The sequence below is a fragment of the Delftia sp. WSY_7 genome, assembly GCF_043104845.1.
Taxonomy (GTDB): domain Bacteria; phylum Pseudomonadota; class Gammaproteobacteria; order Burkholderiales; family Burkholderiaceae_C; genus Comamonas; species Comamonas tsuruhatensis.
Window position 1 is genome coordinate 63,455 of the sequence record NZ_JBICLB010000021.1, and the last position, 14,695, is coordinate 78,149.

Below are 14,695 nucleotides of genomic sequence, written 5' to 3' on the forward strand. Positions count from 1 at the left end.
GGGTCAGCCCTTGAGTGCGGCGCGCAGCCGCTCCAGCCAGGTGGCGCTGGGCATGAGGGAGGCGTTGTCCCACTGGCCGGCCGCGTTGGGACCGTAGCTGTAGGTGGGCTCGAACATCTGCCACACCAGCACCTGGGGCTTGTGGGCCTTGAAGGCAGGTGACTCCAGATATTCCAGCAGCATGGTCCACTGGCCCACGTTGCCGGGCTTCCAGTTCAGCGAGACGGGGCGGTCCAGCAGGCTGGAGAGCTTTTGCGGAAAGCCGAAGTAGGGCTGGACCATGCTGTGGCCCGTCACATGGACAGGCGCGGGCTCGTCGTCGAGCAAGCCCTTGGCGGGGGCCTGGCGGCGCACGGTATAGACCTCGCGGCCCACCTGCTTGCGCTCTTCGGCGGTGAGAAAGAGCTCGGCCAGGTCGCCATAGCGGCGCTCGGTGACGGTGTCGCCCAGGGCCAGGCCGCTGCCGGCGCGGCCCGCCAGCTGGGGCACCTCGCCCTGGACCATGCGGGCCGTGGCTTCGGCCGTGGCGTCGGCCGCCGCCTGGGTCCAGTGCTGGTCGGTGCGGTAGAACACGTCCTTGCCGCTGTCGCGCACGGTGCGCAGCACGGCCTCGTCGTCGAAGCTGGGAATGCCTGCGGCCTGCAGCGCCTGCAGCACCTGCTTGTAGCGGCCCTGGACATCGGCGCTCATGGCCTTGCCATCGGGCATTTTGTCAGCGTAGAAGCGCACCTTGTCGGGCAGCAGCAGCACCTGCAGCTTCACGCCGCGCGCGGCCAGCAGGTTGCGCGCCTCGGTGATCAGCCGCGTGGATTCGGTGATGCCGGCGCGGTCCACCTGGGTCAGGCTGCCCCAGCCCGGAAACAGCCAGCCGTCCTTGCCCCTGAGAACGATGGAGGAGCTGTCCTGTGCCTGTGCCGTTCCCTGCGCTGCCAGCGCGCCCAGCACCAGGGCGCAGCCGGCCAGCCCGCGTGCGGCGCGCGCCATGCCCGAGCGCAGTCCGTGCAGGGCGGGGCGGGGTGCTTGCTTGGTCCAATCCATGGGAGCTTTCTCCTTTTCTCTTGTCTGTGGGGTGGTGGCGGCGGGGCGGGGCTTTCAATAGGACAGCGTCAGCGTCATGAACAGGCCCTTGGCGCGGTCGGCCTGGCCGCCGCCGATGTTGAAGCGGTACTGCATGGACCAGTCCAGATAGGACTGGGCCGTGCTGTAGTGGCTTTCGCGGAACCATTGGCGCAGGCTGATGCCCACGCCGGCGCTGGCCGACCAGCTGCTGCCATTGCCTTGCAGGGCCAGGGTCTGTCCCTGCTGGGCGGCCAATTGGGCTGCGGTGGGCGTGGCGCCAGGGGCAGCCTGCAGGGAACGCACTTGCACGCGGTTCCTCTGTTTGATCCAGTCGGCCGCGACCACGCCGAACGGGAAGATCACCAGGCCCTGGTTGATGCCGTCGGCGCGGAAGCTGCGCCCGATGCGGGCCTCGGTGGAGAAGAACCATTGCTCGCGCTTGTAGCGCCCCGAGCCGTCGCCCACCACGGCGCCATTGGTCTGGTCTGTCAGCGTGAAGCGCGAGGCCATGCTCTGGTTGGCATAGCCGGCCTGGCTGTAGCCTTCCATGGTGAACCAGCTGGAGCGGTCCGTGCGCCGGCCCGTGCCCTCGTAGAAGCCGTGGGTGACATAGGCCAGCCAGCCGCCCTGGCCCGCGCCCGCGCTGTACTTGGCCGAGATGGGATTGCCCAGTGCCGGGCCCGTGGGGTTGAGCGGATCGCGCCCGCTCATCAGGCAGCGCAGCTGGGGCGATTCAGGCGTGATGAAGCCCGAGCGCGTGGCGGAGCCGATGTTGAACTGGCGCTCTATGCCAAAGGTCAGCGCGTACTTGGTGGACGGCGTGAAGCGCATGCCCAGCGAGCCCGTGGTGGTGGGCAGGCCCGAGATGCCGCGGTTGTCGCCTGCCTGCACATTGATGGGCAGGCCCGTGCAGGGGTCGATGGCGCTTTGGCCCAGCGTGGTGCCGCCCCCGTCATGCAAGGTGCTGCCCAGCCGTCCGTAGACATCGAAGATGCGCGTCGATGAGTTGAGGAAGTTGGACGGGCGCCAGTAGGCCTCGGCCGTGCCGAAGACGGCGTCGCCGGCCTGGGTGAGGATGCCGTCCGAGAATGCACGCCCCGCCGGCCGCGCGCCCCGGTAGCCCAGGGAGACGATGGCGCCCCATTCGCGCGAGTAGCCGGAGACGGCGCTGCGCGCGTTCTCGCGCTGCCCCGGCGTCAGCTTGGCGGTGCCGGCATCGTCCAGGTCGATGGCTTGCTTGAAGGTGCGCACGGCACCCCGGCTGTCGCCGGTGCCGGCCAGGGCATAGCCCTCGTCCAGCATGGCGCCCGCAGGCGCCTCGCCCGTGGCGCGGGCGGCACGAAAATCCTGCAGCGCCTTGGCCGGCTCTTCCTGGCGCGAGTACAGGTAGCCGCGCTGCATCAGCAGCTGGGCGTCGTTGGGGGTGAGGGACAGGGACTTGTCCAGCCGCAGCAGGGCCTGCCCCTGCTGGTCGCGGTTGCCTGCGGCCAGCGTGGTGGTCAGCAGCTTTTGCAGCTGCTCGTTGTCGGGGTCCTGCTCCACGGCCGTTTGCGCATGTTCGATGGCGGCCTTGTAGTCCTGGCGCGCGTAGGCCGCATAGGCCTGGGCGCTGGGGCCGCCTGCGCCCTGGGCATCGGAGGGCTGCAGCTCGCAGACCGTTCCGTAGGGCGTGTCGCGGCAGTCCTGCAGCGGCGGCGGGTAGTCGGCCATGGCCAGGGTCTGCGAGGCACCGCGCGTATCGGCCACCATGGGCGTGTCGCGGCCCGGGCGCAGTCCATCGGCTTGCTTGAGGCGGCGGGCCACGGATTCATCCTGCGCCGGCATGGGCGCCAGCAGCGCGCGGGCGCGTGCCGCGTCGCCCGCAGCCAGGGCTGCGTCGGCCGCGATCAGGCGCAGGTTGGCCGATTGCTTTTCGTCCAGCCAGTCCTGCTTGAGCACGTCGTCGAAGTCCTCGTTGGCCAGCGTGGTCTTGCCCTGGCGCTGGCGTATGTAGCCGCGCATGCCCAGGGCGGCCGTGTCCTCGTTGTCCTGCGCCAGTGCCTCGTCGGCAGCCTTTTCCGCGTCGGGCAGCTGCTCGGCCAGCATGAGCGAGGTGATCAGCAGCAAGCGGTGCGATGCCGTTCCCGGCGCCAGCGCCACGGCTTCGCGTGCAAAGGGCACGGCCTGCGCCGGGTTGTTGGCGATCAGCGCCTGGTAGGCCTTTTGCGCGGGCAGCACGGCCTGGCTGCGGCGCAGGGTCTGGCGCTTGGCCACCAGGTCGCTTTTGTTGGGTGGGTCCAGGGACAGGGCGGCATCTGCGGCCTCGATGGCGGCGCCCAGCTGGTCCTGGGCTTCCAGCGCACCAATCCACAGCAATGCCCATTGGCCTTGCGTGGGGTCCAGGCGAAAGGCCTGCTCGGCCTTGCGCGCGCTGTCTGCGTAGTTCCTGGCGTTGTAGTCGGCGTAGGCCTCGGTGGCGATGGGAAAGGCCTTGTTGTAGGCCTCGGAGGCCGTGGCCGCGCCGCCACCTGCGGCGGCCCCGCCTGCCGCAGCCGCGCGCACATTCGTCTCGGCCTGCTGCAGCGTGGCCTCGTCCATCCCGGCGGCGCGGGCCGAGGCGATGGCCTTGAGCGCTTCCTCGTTCTTGCCCTGCCTTTGCAGCGAGTAGATCAGCAGCATGCGCAGGCGCAGCAGGTCGGGGCGCAGCTGTATGGCCGATGCGGCGGCGCTGGCGGCCCGCGCAAAGCGGCCGGCCTGGTAGTGGGCATAGGCCTGGTTGGCCAGCTGCCATGCGCGGCCCCTGAGCGGCGCCTCGGCCTTGACGGCTGCTGCGGCCTGCGGCCAGGCCGGCGGCGCGTTCCAGCCGGCGCCCAGCAGGGCGGCCAGGGTGAGTGGGCGAACGAGGGGTGCGAGACGCTTCATATGCCGGCCCTTGGTGTGCTTGGATTGCCTGTTGCGGCCAAGCCGGGATGTGCCGGGGGATCGGTGGGCTCCCCCTGCTGGAAGCTGATGGCCTCGCGCAGCGTGGCCTCGTCGAGCCAGCCTTGCTCCATGAGGATGGCGCCCAGCGGGCGGCGTTCGCGCCGCTGGATCTCCAGCGCGCTGGCCAGCCGGGTTTCGTCGATGGCCTGCCAGGACAGCAGCAGCTCGCCCAGGCGCTGGCGCTGGTGCACCAACTGGTCTGTGGAGGGGAAGTCGTGCATGGTCTTGTCCCAGGCCAGGCGCTTGCCCGTGACCAGGTGGACGATGAACAGCTTCCAGGCGCGCGCCGCTGCCATGGCATTGATGAAGTTGCCGATCACCATGCGCGGGACGGACAGCAAGGCGTGCTCCCAGCCGTACAGGCGCGAGACGAACCAGGCGCGCTGCACCACGCGCAGCAGCAGGGCGACAACGTTGATGCTCATCAGCGTCACCAGCCAGCCGTTGGGAGCGAACAGGGACGGGTAGTACACCGTCCACCAGCCCATGTGATCGGCCAGCAGGAACAGCAGGAAGTTCAGCAGCAGCAGATAGGCCAGGATGGCCACGAAGGAGGTCACCAGCCCCTTGCGGTCCCGGAACAGCAGGTACTTGGTGGACAGCGGCCCGGCCCAGCCGACCTGGCTCCAGCCCTGCAGGCCGATGCCCAGCGTCCAGCGCGCCTTTTGCCGGTAGGCGGTCTTGAAGGTGTTGGGAAAGAATTCGCGTATGCCCAGCGGCATGGTCAGCGTGGACACCTTTTCCTTGCCCAGGCCGAACAGCGGCTTGCGCCGTATCACGTAGTCCACGGGGAACTTGCCGAAGATCTGCTTCATGCCCCGGCGTGCCAGCCGCGCGCCGATGTCGTAGTCCTCGGTCAGGGTGTCGGTGTTGAAGGGCTGGTTGTGGGTCTCGGCCGCCAGCTCCTCCATCGCCTTGCGCGAAAAGCAGGTACCCACGCCGGCCGAGGGCACCATGTGCGACATGCTCTCGCGCACCACCAGGTCCTTGGTGTGCCATTCGGCGAATTCGTCCATGTAGGTGCCGGCCACCAGCTCGTACCACTCGCGCTCCAGCGAGGTCACGGGCAGCTGGATGAAGTCCATGCGCGGCAGCAGGTAGTTGTAGTACTTGAGCTCCAGCGGGTGCAGCACGTCCTCGCTGTCGTGCAGGATCACGCCGGCAAAGGGCTCGGGCTGCAGCGTGTTCTGCTGGAAGATGGCCTGCACGATCCAGTTGAGGCAGTCGGCCTTGCAGGTGGGGCCGTCATGCGGCACCTCCACGCGGACCAGCTGGCGGTAGCGCCGGCGCATGCGCTCCACCTCGTTCTTGGTGCGCTCGTCATTGCGGTAGGTGCCCACGAAGATCATGTAGTTCTTGTAGTCCAGCGTGCCCACCATGCTCTCGAGCATGGGCGCGATCACGTCGTACTCCAGCCAGGCCGGCACCATGATGGCCAGCGGCTTTTCCTCGACCTCCTGCAACTGCTGTGCCTTGAGCGGCTGGTAGCGGCGCTTGACGGTCAGCGCGCGCCAGGCCTCGCGCACCCAGTACCAGGCGTCGATGAACAGGTCATCGATGCTGGACAGCAGGATGACGACGGCCACCACGGCGCTGGTGATCTCCAGCGCGTGGTAGTAGTCGGCCACCAGGTAGGGCCAGTAGAGGGAAGAGATCATGGTGATCGCCTCATGCCGTCGTCATCGTGGCTCGGACCCGGCTCAGTGCCTGGGCTGCTTGCTGCGCGCCACCGCCCAGGCCAGCAGCACCAGCAGCACCACCACGACCAGCGCAATGGCGATGCCGGGCACGCTCCAGGACAGGAAGTTGCGCCATTCGTGGAAGGCGCCTTCGCGCGGACCGGACGGAATGCCGGCATCGGGGTTGCTGCTGTCGAGCCAGGCCAGCGGGCCGTCACCGCCGATCACGGCGATGTTGCCGCGATTGAGCAGGAAGGGCTCGCCCAGGCCACCAGTCCACTCGCCGATGGCACGCCACAGCACGCCCTGCTGGCCGCCGGCAGTGACGACTTCGGCCGAGGACAGCTGTTTCAGCCCCTTGATGTCCAGCCAGTCCAGCGACTTGCCGCGAATGCGCAGCTGCTGACCGTCCGTGACCGTCACCAGGGGCTTGGCACCGTCCACCGGCACCTCCATGGCCACGAAGGGCATGGAAGGCTTGGCGGGCGCATCGGCCTGGGCCACGACCAGCTCGGCCTGCGAGGCCGACAGGCCGCTGGCGGCTGCCAGGTTGGCCATGCGCTCCAGCGCGGCCGGCGCGGCCGACAGGTAGCTGGCAGGCACCAGCAGCTGCGACCTGGCGCCCAGCAGGGGCAGCAGGCCGATGAAGCTGCCGTTGGGCTCGGCCTTGCCGGGCGTCACATAGCTGATGGCCGGCAGCACGCTGGCGGGATAGGGCTGGGGAATCTCGTTGCAGTCGGCCGAGTAGGGCTGGCGCTGCACCGACACGCGCAAGGTGTTGTTGATGCCCAGCGCGTAGCCGGGCACGCGGGCGCGCAGGCGCTCGGGCTGACCGTTGGCGTCCAGCTGGCGGGCCGACAGCAGCATGCCGTTCCAGAACAGCGTGGCCACGGGGCGCGTGGCCGAGGCGCCGGGGGCTGCGGCCACATACAGCGTGATCTCGCCCGGCATCCGGCCCTGCGAGGCGACGGCGCTCAGCGGGAAGTTCATCGTCCACTCGCCGCGCGACAGCACGTCGAAGCTGTCGGGGCTGCCGCCCAGGCTGGACAGGCGTATGCCCTTGGCCTCGTCCCATTGCGGGGGCTGGGCCGCAGCCACCGTCACGTTGTCGCTGACCAGCAGGCGCTGCAGGGCGGCCTCCTGCAGGCCGGCCACGCGCGCACCCGCATCGGAGGCCACGGCCAGCACCATCTGGCGGCCCATGGGCAAGGCACGCAGTTGCTGCGAGGCCAGCGCCTCGCTGGCCAGCGGCGCGCGGCGGGCGCGCCATTGCTGCAGCGCCTGGCCCGCATCGGGGTCGGACGCCAGCTGGGCCTGCAGGGCCGCGAAGGCGGCGGTCAGGCGCTGCTGCAGTGCCTTGTCGGCCACCACGATGTCTCCGCTGACCTGGGCGGCCCCCAGCATGAGCAGCGCGCCCAGTTCGGCGTCACTGGCCAGCTTGTGCTGGGGCTCGGCGCCGCGCAGTGCGGCAAAGGCTGGCACGCCGGCCAGGGCGGCGGGAACCTCCAGGCCGCGCAGGTCGATCACCTCGCCCACGGCAGGAAGGGCCCGTACCTGCATGCGCCTGTTGTTGCGCTGCAGGCTGGCGCCGATGCGCCAGGCGCTGTCGAACGAGGCCTGCTCCAGCTGCCTGCCCGACACCAGCACGGTGGTGCGCACGGGCAGGGTGTTCCAGACATCCTCGATGGTGCGCACATCGCGCGGGTCCACGCGGTAGCTCAGGCGTGTCTGCGGCGAGATGGTCAGCGAGTTGGCGAGGGAGTGGTTTTCGTCGCAGCGCTGCTGGCTGTTGTTGCGGTTGCGCCAGTTCACGCCCAGGCGCACGAAGTCGCTGGCGCGCGCAGGCTGGGCCACGGGCAGGTTGCGCTGCAGCGTGCCTTCGCCGTCCGGCACGGTCTGGGATACGGCCGGCGTACCGTTGAGCGAGATCACCACGGTCGAGGTCCCCGGCTCTCCCTTCAGGTAGCGGCCATCGAAGGCGATGCTGGCATCGCCCAGAGGCAGGCCGCGCGGCACGGGCAGGTAGAAGTCCTGGGTGGCCGTGCCGGCCAGCACGACCGGGTCGACAATGCCCAGCTCCTTGAGCGTGACGCTGCGCTGCAGCCCGTCGCTGGCGCCCAGCTGCCGTATGGCGTCACCCAGCGCCGAGGCGGATGCCGTCTGGGCGAACAGGGCGCCCAGGCCCAGCAGCGAACCCAGCGCCCAGCGGGCCCCGGTGCGGGAAAACGAATGGCGGTGGATGGTCGGTTGCATGGGGGGCCTCTTTTTCACTTCGGTGCTCGGTTCGTGACGCGATTCGTGACACGTTCAGTTGCTGCAGGGCGGCTGCCGTTGCGTTGGGACTGGCGGCCTTCAGGCCGGCGCCAGGCCCTTGCCCATGGTGGCGAGGATGCCTGCCGGTCCGGCGGCAAACTCCTCGAAGGGCTGTCCCAGCAAGGCCCGTACGATGCGCTGCGAGGCCCGTCCGTCGCCATAGGGATTGATGCGGCGCGCGAACGAGGCGCGGTGGCCTTCATCGGTCAGAAGGCGGTTCACCTCGGCCACGATGCGCGCGCGCTGCGTGCCCACCAGCAGCACGGTGCCGGCCGATACGGCCTCGGGCCGCTCGGTCACATCGCGCATCACCAGCACGGGCTTGCCCAGGTAGGGTGCTTCCTCCTGCACGCCGCCGGAATCGGTCAGGATGATGCGGGCCCGCTGCATGAACCAGACGAAGTCCACATAGTCCAGCGGATCGATGAGGCGGATGTTGTCCATGCCGCCCAGCGTACGCATGACCACCTCGCGCACGGCAGGATTGAAGTGCACCGGGTAGACGATGAGCAGGTCCGGATGGCGCCGCGCCAGCTCGGCCAGCGCGGCGCAGATGTTCTGGAAGCCTTCGCCGAAATTCTCGCGCCGGTGCCCCGTGACCAGCAGCAGCGGGCGCTGCGCATCCACCCAGGGATGGCGCTGGGCAATGGCACGGGCCAGCTCGGGCTGGGCATCGAGCCGGTCGCACAGCGTGGCCAGCGCATCGATGACGGTGTTGCCCGTCACGGCGATGCGGCCCTGCAGGTTCTCGCCCAACAGGTTGGCGCGCGACGTGGGCGTGGGCGCAAACATCCACTGGCTGACCACATCGACCACGCGGCGGTTCATCTCTTCGGGAAAGGGCTGAGCCAGGTCGCCGGTGCGCAGGCCGGCTTCCACGTGGCCCACCGGAATGCGGCGGTGAAACGCCGCCAGCGCGCAGGCCGTGGCCGTGCTGGTGTCGCCGTGCACCAGCACGTAGTCGGGCTTTTCCTGCTCCAGCACGCCATCGGCACCAGCCACCACGCGGGAGAACAGGCCGTTGAGCGTCTGGTTGGGTTGCATGACGGCGAGATCGTGCTGCGCCTGCAGGCCAAAAAGATCCATCACCTGGTCCAGCATCTGCCGGTGCTGGCCGGTGACGCACACCACGCTCTCGATGCCCAGCGTCTGCGACAGGGCCGTGACCAGTGGCGCCATCTTGATGGCCTCGGGACGGGTCCCGAAAAACGAAAGAATCTTCATGCCAACCCCTTTTGCGTTTTCCTGTGCTCTTCGCTTGTGCGTTCTTGTGCTGCGCTGTACCCGGCAGGGGCAGGACCCGTCTCAGCCCGAAGACGGGTCGGGCAGGCTGCAAAGCGGTGTGGAATATACGGCGGGTTTTTGGATTTTTCGATCGATTGCTCCGATTCGATTGAAAACTATCGTCAATTGAGAGAAATTGACGGAAGTTAAGAGGACTTGAGGGAGCTTGATGACCTTGCTTTCCATTGGGGAACCTCCGTCGAATCTCAAGCGCCGCAAGCCATGCGCGCCATGGGGCTGGATGCACGTTCGCGCCAGGGGTGCTGTTGCACAAAGCTGCGCGCCTGGGGGCTTTGTTGCAGCTAGTACATCACCGAAACAAGGATGTGCTTGTCAGACGCTTGCCTATTGCTGCCAGCTGCTGCCTATTGCAAGCCCTGGGGCGCGTCTGCGCAAGGCTTGGAGGGGGTGTCCGTGCTGTCGCTTTCCCTGATGTGCGGCCGGTGCGTGGGGCCGGGGCAGGGGCGCGCGCGGCAGGCGCAAACCTGGGCATGAACCTTGCCACAAGCCGGCCAGGAAACGAAAACGGGCCCCGTGTAGGGGCCCGTTTTGCTGGGTGTATGGCGGAGAGGGCGGGATTCGAACCCGCGGTGGGGATTAGCCCACACACGCTTTCCAGGCGTGCGACTTAAACCGCTCATCCACCTCTCCGAAGCCAGCGATTGTAGCAGTGATTTCGGGTGGTCAAGGTAAGAAGCTGGAACCGGCAGCGATGCAGGTGCGCCCCGGTGCACCTTGCAGGTACAACCGGCAAGGCCGCCCCGGTTGTTCAGCCGCAAGCCATTTGGGATGGTGAATGGTTGCAGTATCGTGAAATCCGGCGAACTTGTGATGCGGGTCCATCCAAGGATTCCCCGGTGCGCATTATTTGCGGTTGGCAACCCATGGCGTATCCGCATTGATTCAGGTTTTCCTCAGCCCGTGCATTCGATGGAGGCAGATGTCGGGACCTGTCATGTATACAAGAAGGTATTTTATTTGTGCTGTGAGATTGGGATAAATTTCATGTAAGTCATTGATGTTATTGATTTTTATGAAAATGAAATTTATCTGTTTTGAAAGGTTCCAGAATGCATCCTGGATGAATTGCAAATGTTGAATGCAATTCTCAAGCGCCGGATGCATTTTGCAACAGACGCCGCATGCCAGCTTGTAGACAATGCCTGCGGCGCCGGGCCTTGAAATGCCTGTTTCAAGCCCATTGCGGCAGATTCCTCCTGTATTGCGGCGTATCGACAGCCCAGGCCAATCATAGAAACCCGCTATCACCATGGCTCACCATTCAATGCGCTCCGATTTTTACTGTGGCGGGGCGCTGCCATGGCGGGCACTGGCCTTGAGCCTTGCGGCGGTGCTGGGTGCCGGGGCGGCGTTCGCTGCCGGGCCGCAGCGGCAGGTGCTGGAAAGCCTGCCGTCCGGCACGGCCAAGGGGGCGCCTGCCTATGAGTTGTCGCTGCCTGCCTGCACGGCGGCGCCTTGTCCCTTTGAGCTGCGGCTGGTGCGTGCCGGCGTGCAGCAGGGCCAGCCAGTGGCGCTGTCCTGGCCGGCGTCCAGGGGGCCGGCGCAATTGGCGCAGCCCGATCCGCTGTACGGCGTGGGCGATCCGCTGTCTGCGGCAGCAGGGCTCCAGCACCTCGAGCGCGTGTGGACGACTGGAGAGGAAGAAGACACCGTCACCGCTGCCGTGCGCAGCTTGCGCCTGCCCGGCGTGCAGGGCGGCTCGCGTGCGCTGCTGGTCACGCAGATGGGGGGCTTTGAGCATCCCAAGCGCCGCCATGCGCTGTATGTCGCCACCGCCCAGGGTCCGCACCTGGCCTGGCAGTACGACGAGCCCCAGGGCAACTACCAAAGCTGGGTGCTGGCGCCCACGGGCCGGATTCCGGTGCTGCTGGTGCGCTATGCATCACCGCAGGACGATGCGCCCGACCAGATCGAGACCCGCAGCCTGCGCTGGAACAAGGGCCGGCAGGCGTTTGCCGAGCAGGCCTCGGCACCACCGGCCGCCGTGCAGGCCGTGGTGGCGGCGCGCTATGCCAGCGTGGCGGCCGCACGTGCCGCGCGCGCGCAGCAGGCCGAATGCCTGGGCGCCTATTCCGTCGTGCGCACACGCCCCGCAGGCGCCGCGCCCCATCACGCCCTGGTGCAGGTGGCGGCGGACATGGCGCAGGCACATGCCGAATCGCTGCGGCTGCGTGCCTGCTCGGCCAGCCTGCAGCCGCGCACCGTGCCATTGGTGCACCTGCTGCCGGATGCCGGCCTGGATCCCGGCAAAAAAACCGGCAACAAACCCGACCGCAAACCCGAGCCCGCCCGCTGAGCCGTTGCTGCGGGCCATATCGACAACCACAACGAGGGGAAAAACATGCCTGACATCAAGGACAGCGTAGGCGAGGGCGGCAGCAACCAGGTGCATGACGTGGCCCTGCTGCAGGCCATGCTGCGCGTGGTCAAGGACGCCAAGAACGCGCCGTATCTGGGCGTGGACTACGACGGCAGCTACGGCGCGCAGACGCGCGCCGCGCTGGAGCGTTTCCAGAACGACCACAAGCTGGCCGCCGCCAAGGCTGCGCCGGGCCAGCCGCAGGCCGGGGGTGCCAAGGAGGCGCTGGGCCTGGCCGCAGCCGGAGGGGCCACGGTGGCCAAGCTCAGTGGCATGCTGCCGGCCTCGCACCAGGGCATGCGCGCCGCGCAGAACTCCAAGACGGTGTACCTGGAGGCCAAGGCCCAGGACGTGGCCACCAGCAAGGCCGCCATTGCCAACGATGCGGAGTACGAGCCCACCTTCCGCGCCAAGCTGGCCAGCCTGGTGCAGCAGATGTATGACACGCACAAGATCGCGCTGTGGATCACGCCCACGGGGCGCCGGCGCACCTTTGCCCAGCAGGCCGCCGAGACCCAGACCAAGGCCGGCCCGGGCGAGAGCAACCACAACTTCGGCCGCGCGGCCGACATCGGCTTCAAGCGCTTCCAGTGGGTCAAGGGCGACGGCAGCATCGTCACCGATGCCGACTGGCTCAACCAGCTGGAGGCCGTCAAGTCCGCCGATGCATCGCGCTGGTGGGACGAGCGCGACAGCCTGGCGGCCAAGCAGGGCCTGCTGCCGCTGAAGTTCGAGCGCGTTCACCTGCAGGCATTCGCCCAGCAGGGGGTGAGCAACCAGCGCTCGCTGGCCAAGCTGCTCAACGCCGTGTCGCAGAACAACATGGGCTGGAAATCCGCCTACCAGGCAGACCTGCAGTCCCAGGGCAAGCATTGGGTGAACGTGGGGTCCGCCAAGTCCATCTGGGCCGGAACAGCCTCCGTGACCAAGGCCGATCTTGCCAAGGCCCGCACGGCGGCCACCGGCAAGCAGGTCAAGGAAGCGCAGATCACCCAGGACGAGGTGGACGCCATGCGCCGCATGCTCAAGGCCGATTTCGAGCAGGCCGACCTGAACTGGTCCAAGTGGGCGCCCGTGCCCTGAGCCTGGCCGGACGCCTGCCGTGCAGGCAGGCGTCACTCCCATCGCATCTTCCGGAGAGAGCATCTTGAGAATCGACCCTTCGACGGGCGAGGCCGCCCTGCGCGCGCCACTGTCCCTTTCGCTGCCCCTGCCTGTGTCCCTGTCCGCGTCGCTTTCAGCGTCCCTTCCCGCCATGGACGCTGACGCAGCGCCGGGCGGGCCGCCTGCCATCCGCGCCCCGCAGGATGTTCTTTCGGGCGTGCGCGTTGCCTCGCAGTTGCTGCAGGACTTTCGGCCCATCACCGAAAGCATCGAGTGGGAGCTGGGCCATCTGCATTGGGCGCAGGCGGGCCTGTTGACCTTTGCCGAGAACGAGGTGCCCTATGTGGTCAACAACAGCGGCCGCCTCTCCGAAGATGCGGCGGCCCTGCTGTTCCATCACTGCGCGGACACGGCGCCGCAGGGCACGATTGCCGTGCTGGAGCTGGGCGCGGGCTGCGGCCTGTTCGCGCGCATGTTCCTGCAGGCCTTCCGGCACCTGTGCCAGCAGGAAGGGCGTGATTTCGACCAGCGGCTGGTCTGCTACGTGACAGACGGCTCGCCGCGCACCGTTGCGCAGTGGCACGAGCGCGGCCTGTTTGCCGAGTTTGGCGGCCAGGTCGTGGCAGGCTGCTGCGACGCCATGCACCCCGAGGCCGTTCGGCTGCACGACGGCAGCACGGTGCCGCTGCCGCCGCTGCATGCCGTGTTCTGCAACTACGTGCTGGATGTGCTGCCCGCCACCGTCGTGCGGCGCCAGAATGGCGGGCCGTTGCAGGAGCTGCGCATACGCACCCGCCTGACGGACGATGCCCAGCTCGTGCGCCAGTACACCGCGCTGTCGCCGCATGAGATCCGCGCCCTGGTGGATCACGCGGATGCGGCCGAGCGCGCGCGCCTGCTGCCCCTGGTGGGCCTGTTCGAGCAGGAGACGGGATTTTTCGACTGCGGCGACGCGGCACTGTCGCCCTGGGTGGATGCCGCCCTGTCCGTCAGCCAGGACGCGACACGCCTGCTGGTCAACCACGGCGCCTTCGGCGCGCTGCAGACGCTGCAGCAGCGGCTGGCGCCCAAGGGCCTGGTGCTCATCAACGACTACGGCGCCTGCACGCCCGAGGCGGCGGCCCAGTCGGGCGCCTCCCAGCGCTTTGGCCGCACCAGCGCCATCGGCCTGAACTTCCCGCTGCTGGCGCAATTGTTCGGGCGCGAGGGCTGGCAGGTGCTGGCGCCTTCGGGCGATGCGCAAAGGGCCATCCATGCGCGGCTGCTGATCGGCGAGGGATGCGAGCGCACGGCGGCCGCCTTTCTCAACCGCTTCAGCGCCGACGCGCAGCAGTTCTTCGAGGCCCCGGCCCATGAGGCCCGCACGAACCTGGAGTCGGGCCGGCAGGACGCCGCGTTGGAAAGCTACCGCCAGGCCATCACCCGCAGCCCGCGCGACTGGCGCCTGCTGGGCGAGGTGGCGGAGTTCGTGGGCCTGCAGCTGCGGGACTTTGCGGCAGGCATCGAGCTGGCGCGCAGCGCGCTGGAGCTCAACCCCTGGCTCAGCACCTGGCTGTGGAACGTGCTGGGCGACTGCCTGTTCTGCCAGGAGCAGTTTGCTGCCGCGCATGACGCCTACCTGCAGGCCGAGCGCATAGACCCGCGCGATGCCCGCACCCAGCTCAACCTGGCCTACACCTGGCAGCAGTGCGGCGACCCGGCGCGCGCGCTCGCCTGCATCGCCCAGGGCCTGGCGGGGGATGCGCATGGCGTGCACACGCAGCGCCTGATGGAAAAGCAGCAGCAGATCCTGGCGCAGATCGCTGCCCTGCGTGCCTCGCAGCAGCAGCGGCTGGCGCAGCGCGCGGCGCGTCTGCAGGCCGGGGCATAGGCCAGGACATAGGCTGGCAGGCCCGCCAACGGCCCGGCCTGCCAG

The 14,695-nt window shown here is 68.2% G+C and carries 8 protein-coding genes and 1 tRNA gene; 3 read left to right on the plus strand and 6 right to left on the minus strand.

The window, feature by feature from the left end; translation table 11 throughout:
- Window positions 1-3: 3 nt before the first annotated feature.
- The 6 genes from ACF8ME_RS09330 to ACF8ME_RS09355 form a co-directional block, all read right to left on the minus strand.
- Window positions 4-1,038, minus strand: a complete 1,035-nt coding sequence (locus tag ACF8ME_RS09330; RefSeq protein ID WP_392416140.1) for a twin-arginine translocation pathway signal — start codon at window positions 1,036-1,038, stop codon at window positions 4-6.
- A gap of 54 nt (window positions 1,039-1,092) precedes the next feature.
- Window positions 1,093-3,960, minus strand: coding sequence for a tetratricopeptide repeat protein (locus ACF8ME_RS09335; RefSeq protein WP_392416142.1), 2,868 nt, complete (start codon window positions 3,958-3,960; stop codon window positions 1,093-1,095).
- A complete protein-coding gene (locus tag ACF8ME_RS09340) occupies window positions 3,957-5,678 on the minus strand; it encodes a glycosyl transferase family protein (protein WP_392416144.1) in 1,722 nt (573 codons plus the stop codon). The genes ACF8ME_RS09335 and ACF8ME_RS09340 overlap by 4 nt, the downstream gene beginning before the upstream one ends.
- A gap of 42 nt (window positions 5,679-5,720) precedes the next feature.
- Window positions 5,721-7,952: a hypothetical protein gene (locus ACF8ME_RS09345; protein WP_392416146.1), complete on the minus strand. Its 2,232-nt coding sequence runs from the start codon at window positions 7,950-7,952 to the stop codon at window positions 5,721-5,723.
- A 99-nt stretch (window positions 7,953-8,051) separates the two neighbouring features.
- The gene (wecB, locus tag ACF8ME_RS09350) at window positions 8,052-9,236 is read right to left on the minus strand and encodes a non-hydrolyzing UDP-N-acetylglucosamine 2-epimerase (protein ID WP_392416147.1); all 1,185 of its coding nucleotides are present in this window, start codon (window positions 9,234-9,236) and stop codon (window positions 8,052-8,054) included.
- A gap of 621 nt (window positions 9,237-9,857) precedes the next feature.
- Window positions 9,858-9,947: transfer RNA gene (locus ACF8ME_RS09355), tRNA-Ser, on the minus strand.
- 619 nt (window positions 9,948-10,566) lie between these two features.
- Between ACF8ME_RS09355 and ACF8ME_RS09360 the strand changes: the two genes are divergently transcribed.
- The 3 genes from ACF8ME_RS09360 to ACF8ME_RS09370 all read left to right on the plus strand — a co-directional run bounded on the left by ACF8ME_RS09360 (window position 10,567) and on the right by ACF8ME_RS09370 (window position 14,650).
- Complete coding sequence (locus ACF8ME_RS09360) at window positions 10,567-11,613, plus strand: hypothetical protein (protein WP_392416148.1); 1,047 nt, start codon at window positions 10,567-10,569, stop codon at window positions 11,611-11,613.
- A gap of 45 nt (window positions 11,614-11,658) precedes the next feature.
- On the plus strand, window positions 11,659-12,759 hold the full coding sequence (locus tag ACF8ME_RS09365; RefSeq protein WP_197943042.1) for a peptidoglycan-binding protein: 1,101 nt from the start codon (window positions 11,659-11,661) through the stop codon (window positions 12,757-12,759).
- A 64-nt stretch (window positions 12,760-12,823) separates the two neighbouring features.
- Window positions 12,824-14,650 carry an SAM-dependent methyltransferase gene (locus ACF8ME_RS09370; RefSeq protein WP_392416150.1) on the plus strand — a complete coding sequence of 609 codons (1,827 nt, stop codon included), beginning with the start codon at window positions 12,824-12,826 and terminating at the stop codon, window positions 14,648-14,650.
- The last annotated feature ends 45 nt before the right edge of the window (window positions 14,651-14,695 follow it).

Coding starts and splice junctions, on each gene's coding strand:
- ACF8ME_RS09330 (WP_392416140.1), bottom strand. CDS start 1,038: ATGGATTGGACCAAGCAAGCACCCCGCCCCGCCCTGCACGGACTGCGC.
- ACF8ME_RS09335 (WP_392416142.1), bottom strand. CDS start 3,960: ATGAAGCGTCTCGCACCCCTCGTTCGCCCACTCACCCTGGCCGCCCTG.
- ACF8ME_RS09340 (WP_392416144.1), bottom strand. CDS start 5,678: ATGATCTCTTCCCTCTACTGGCCCTACCTGGTGGCCGACTACTACCAC.
- ACF8ME_RS09345 (WP_392416146.1), bottom strand. CDS start 7,952: ATGCAACCGACCATCCACCGCCATTCGTTTTCCCGCACCGGGGCCCGC.
- wecB (WP_392416147.1), bottom strand. CDS start 9,236: ATGAAGATTCTTTCGTTTTTCGGGACCCGTCCCGAGGCCATCAAGATG.
- ACF8ME_RS09360 (WP_392416148.1), top strand. CDS start 10,567: ATGGCTCACCATTCAATGCGCTCCGATTTTTACTGTGGCGGGGCGCTG.
- ACF8ME_RS09365 (WP_197943042.1), top strand. CDS start 11,659: ATGCCTGACATCAAGGACAGCGTAGGCGAGGGCGGCAGCAACCAGGTG.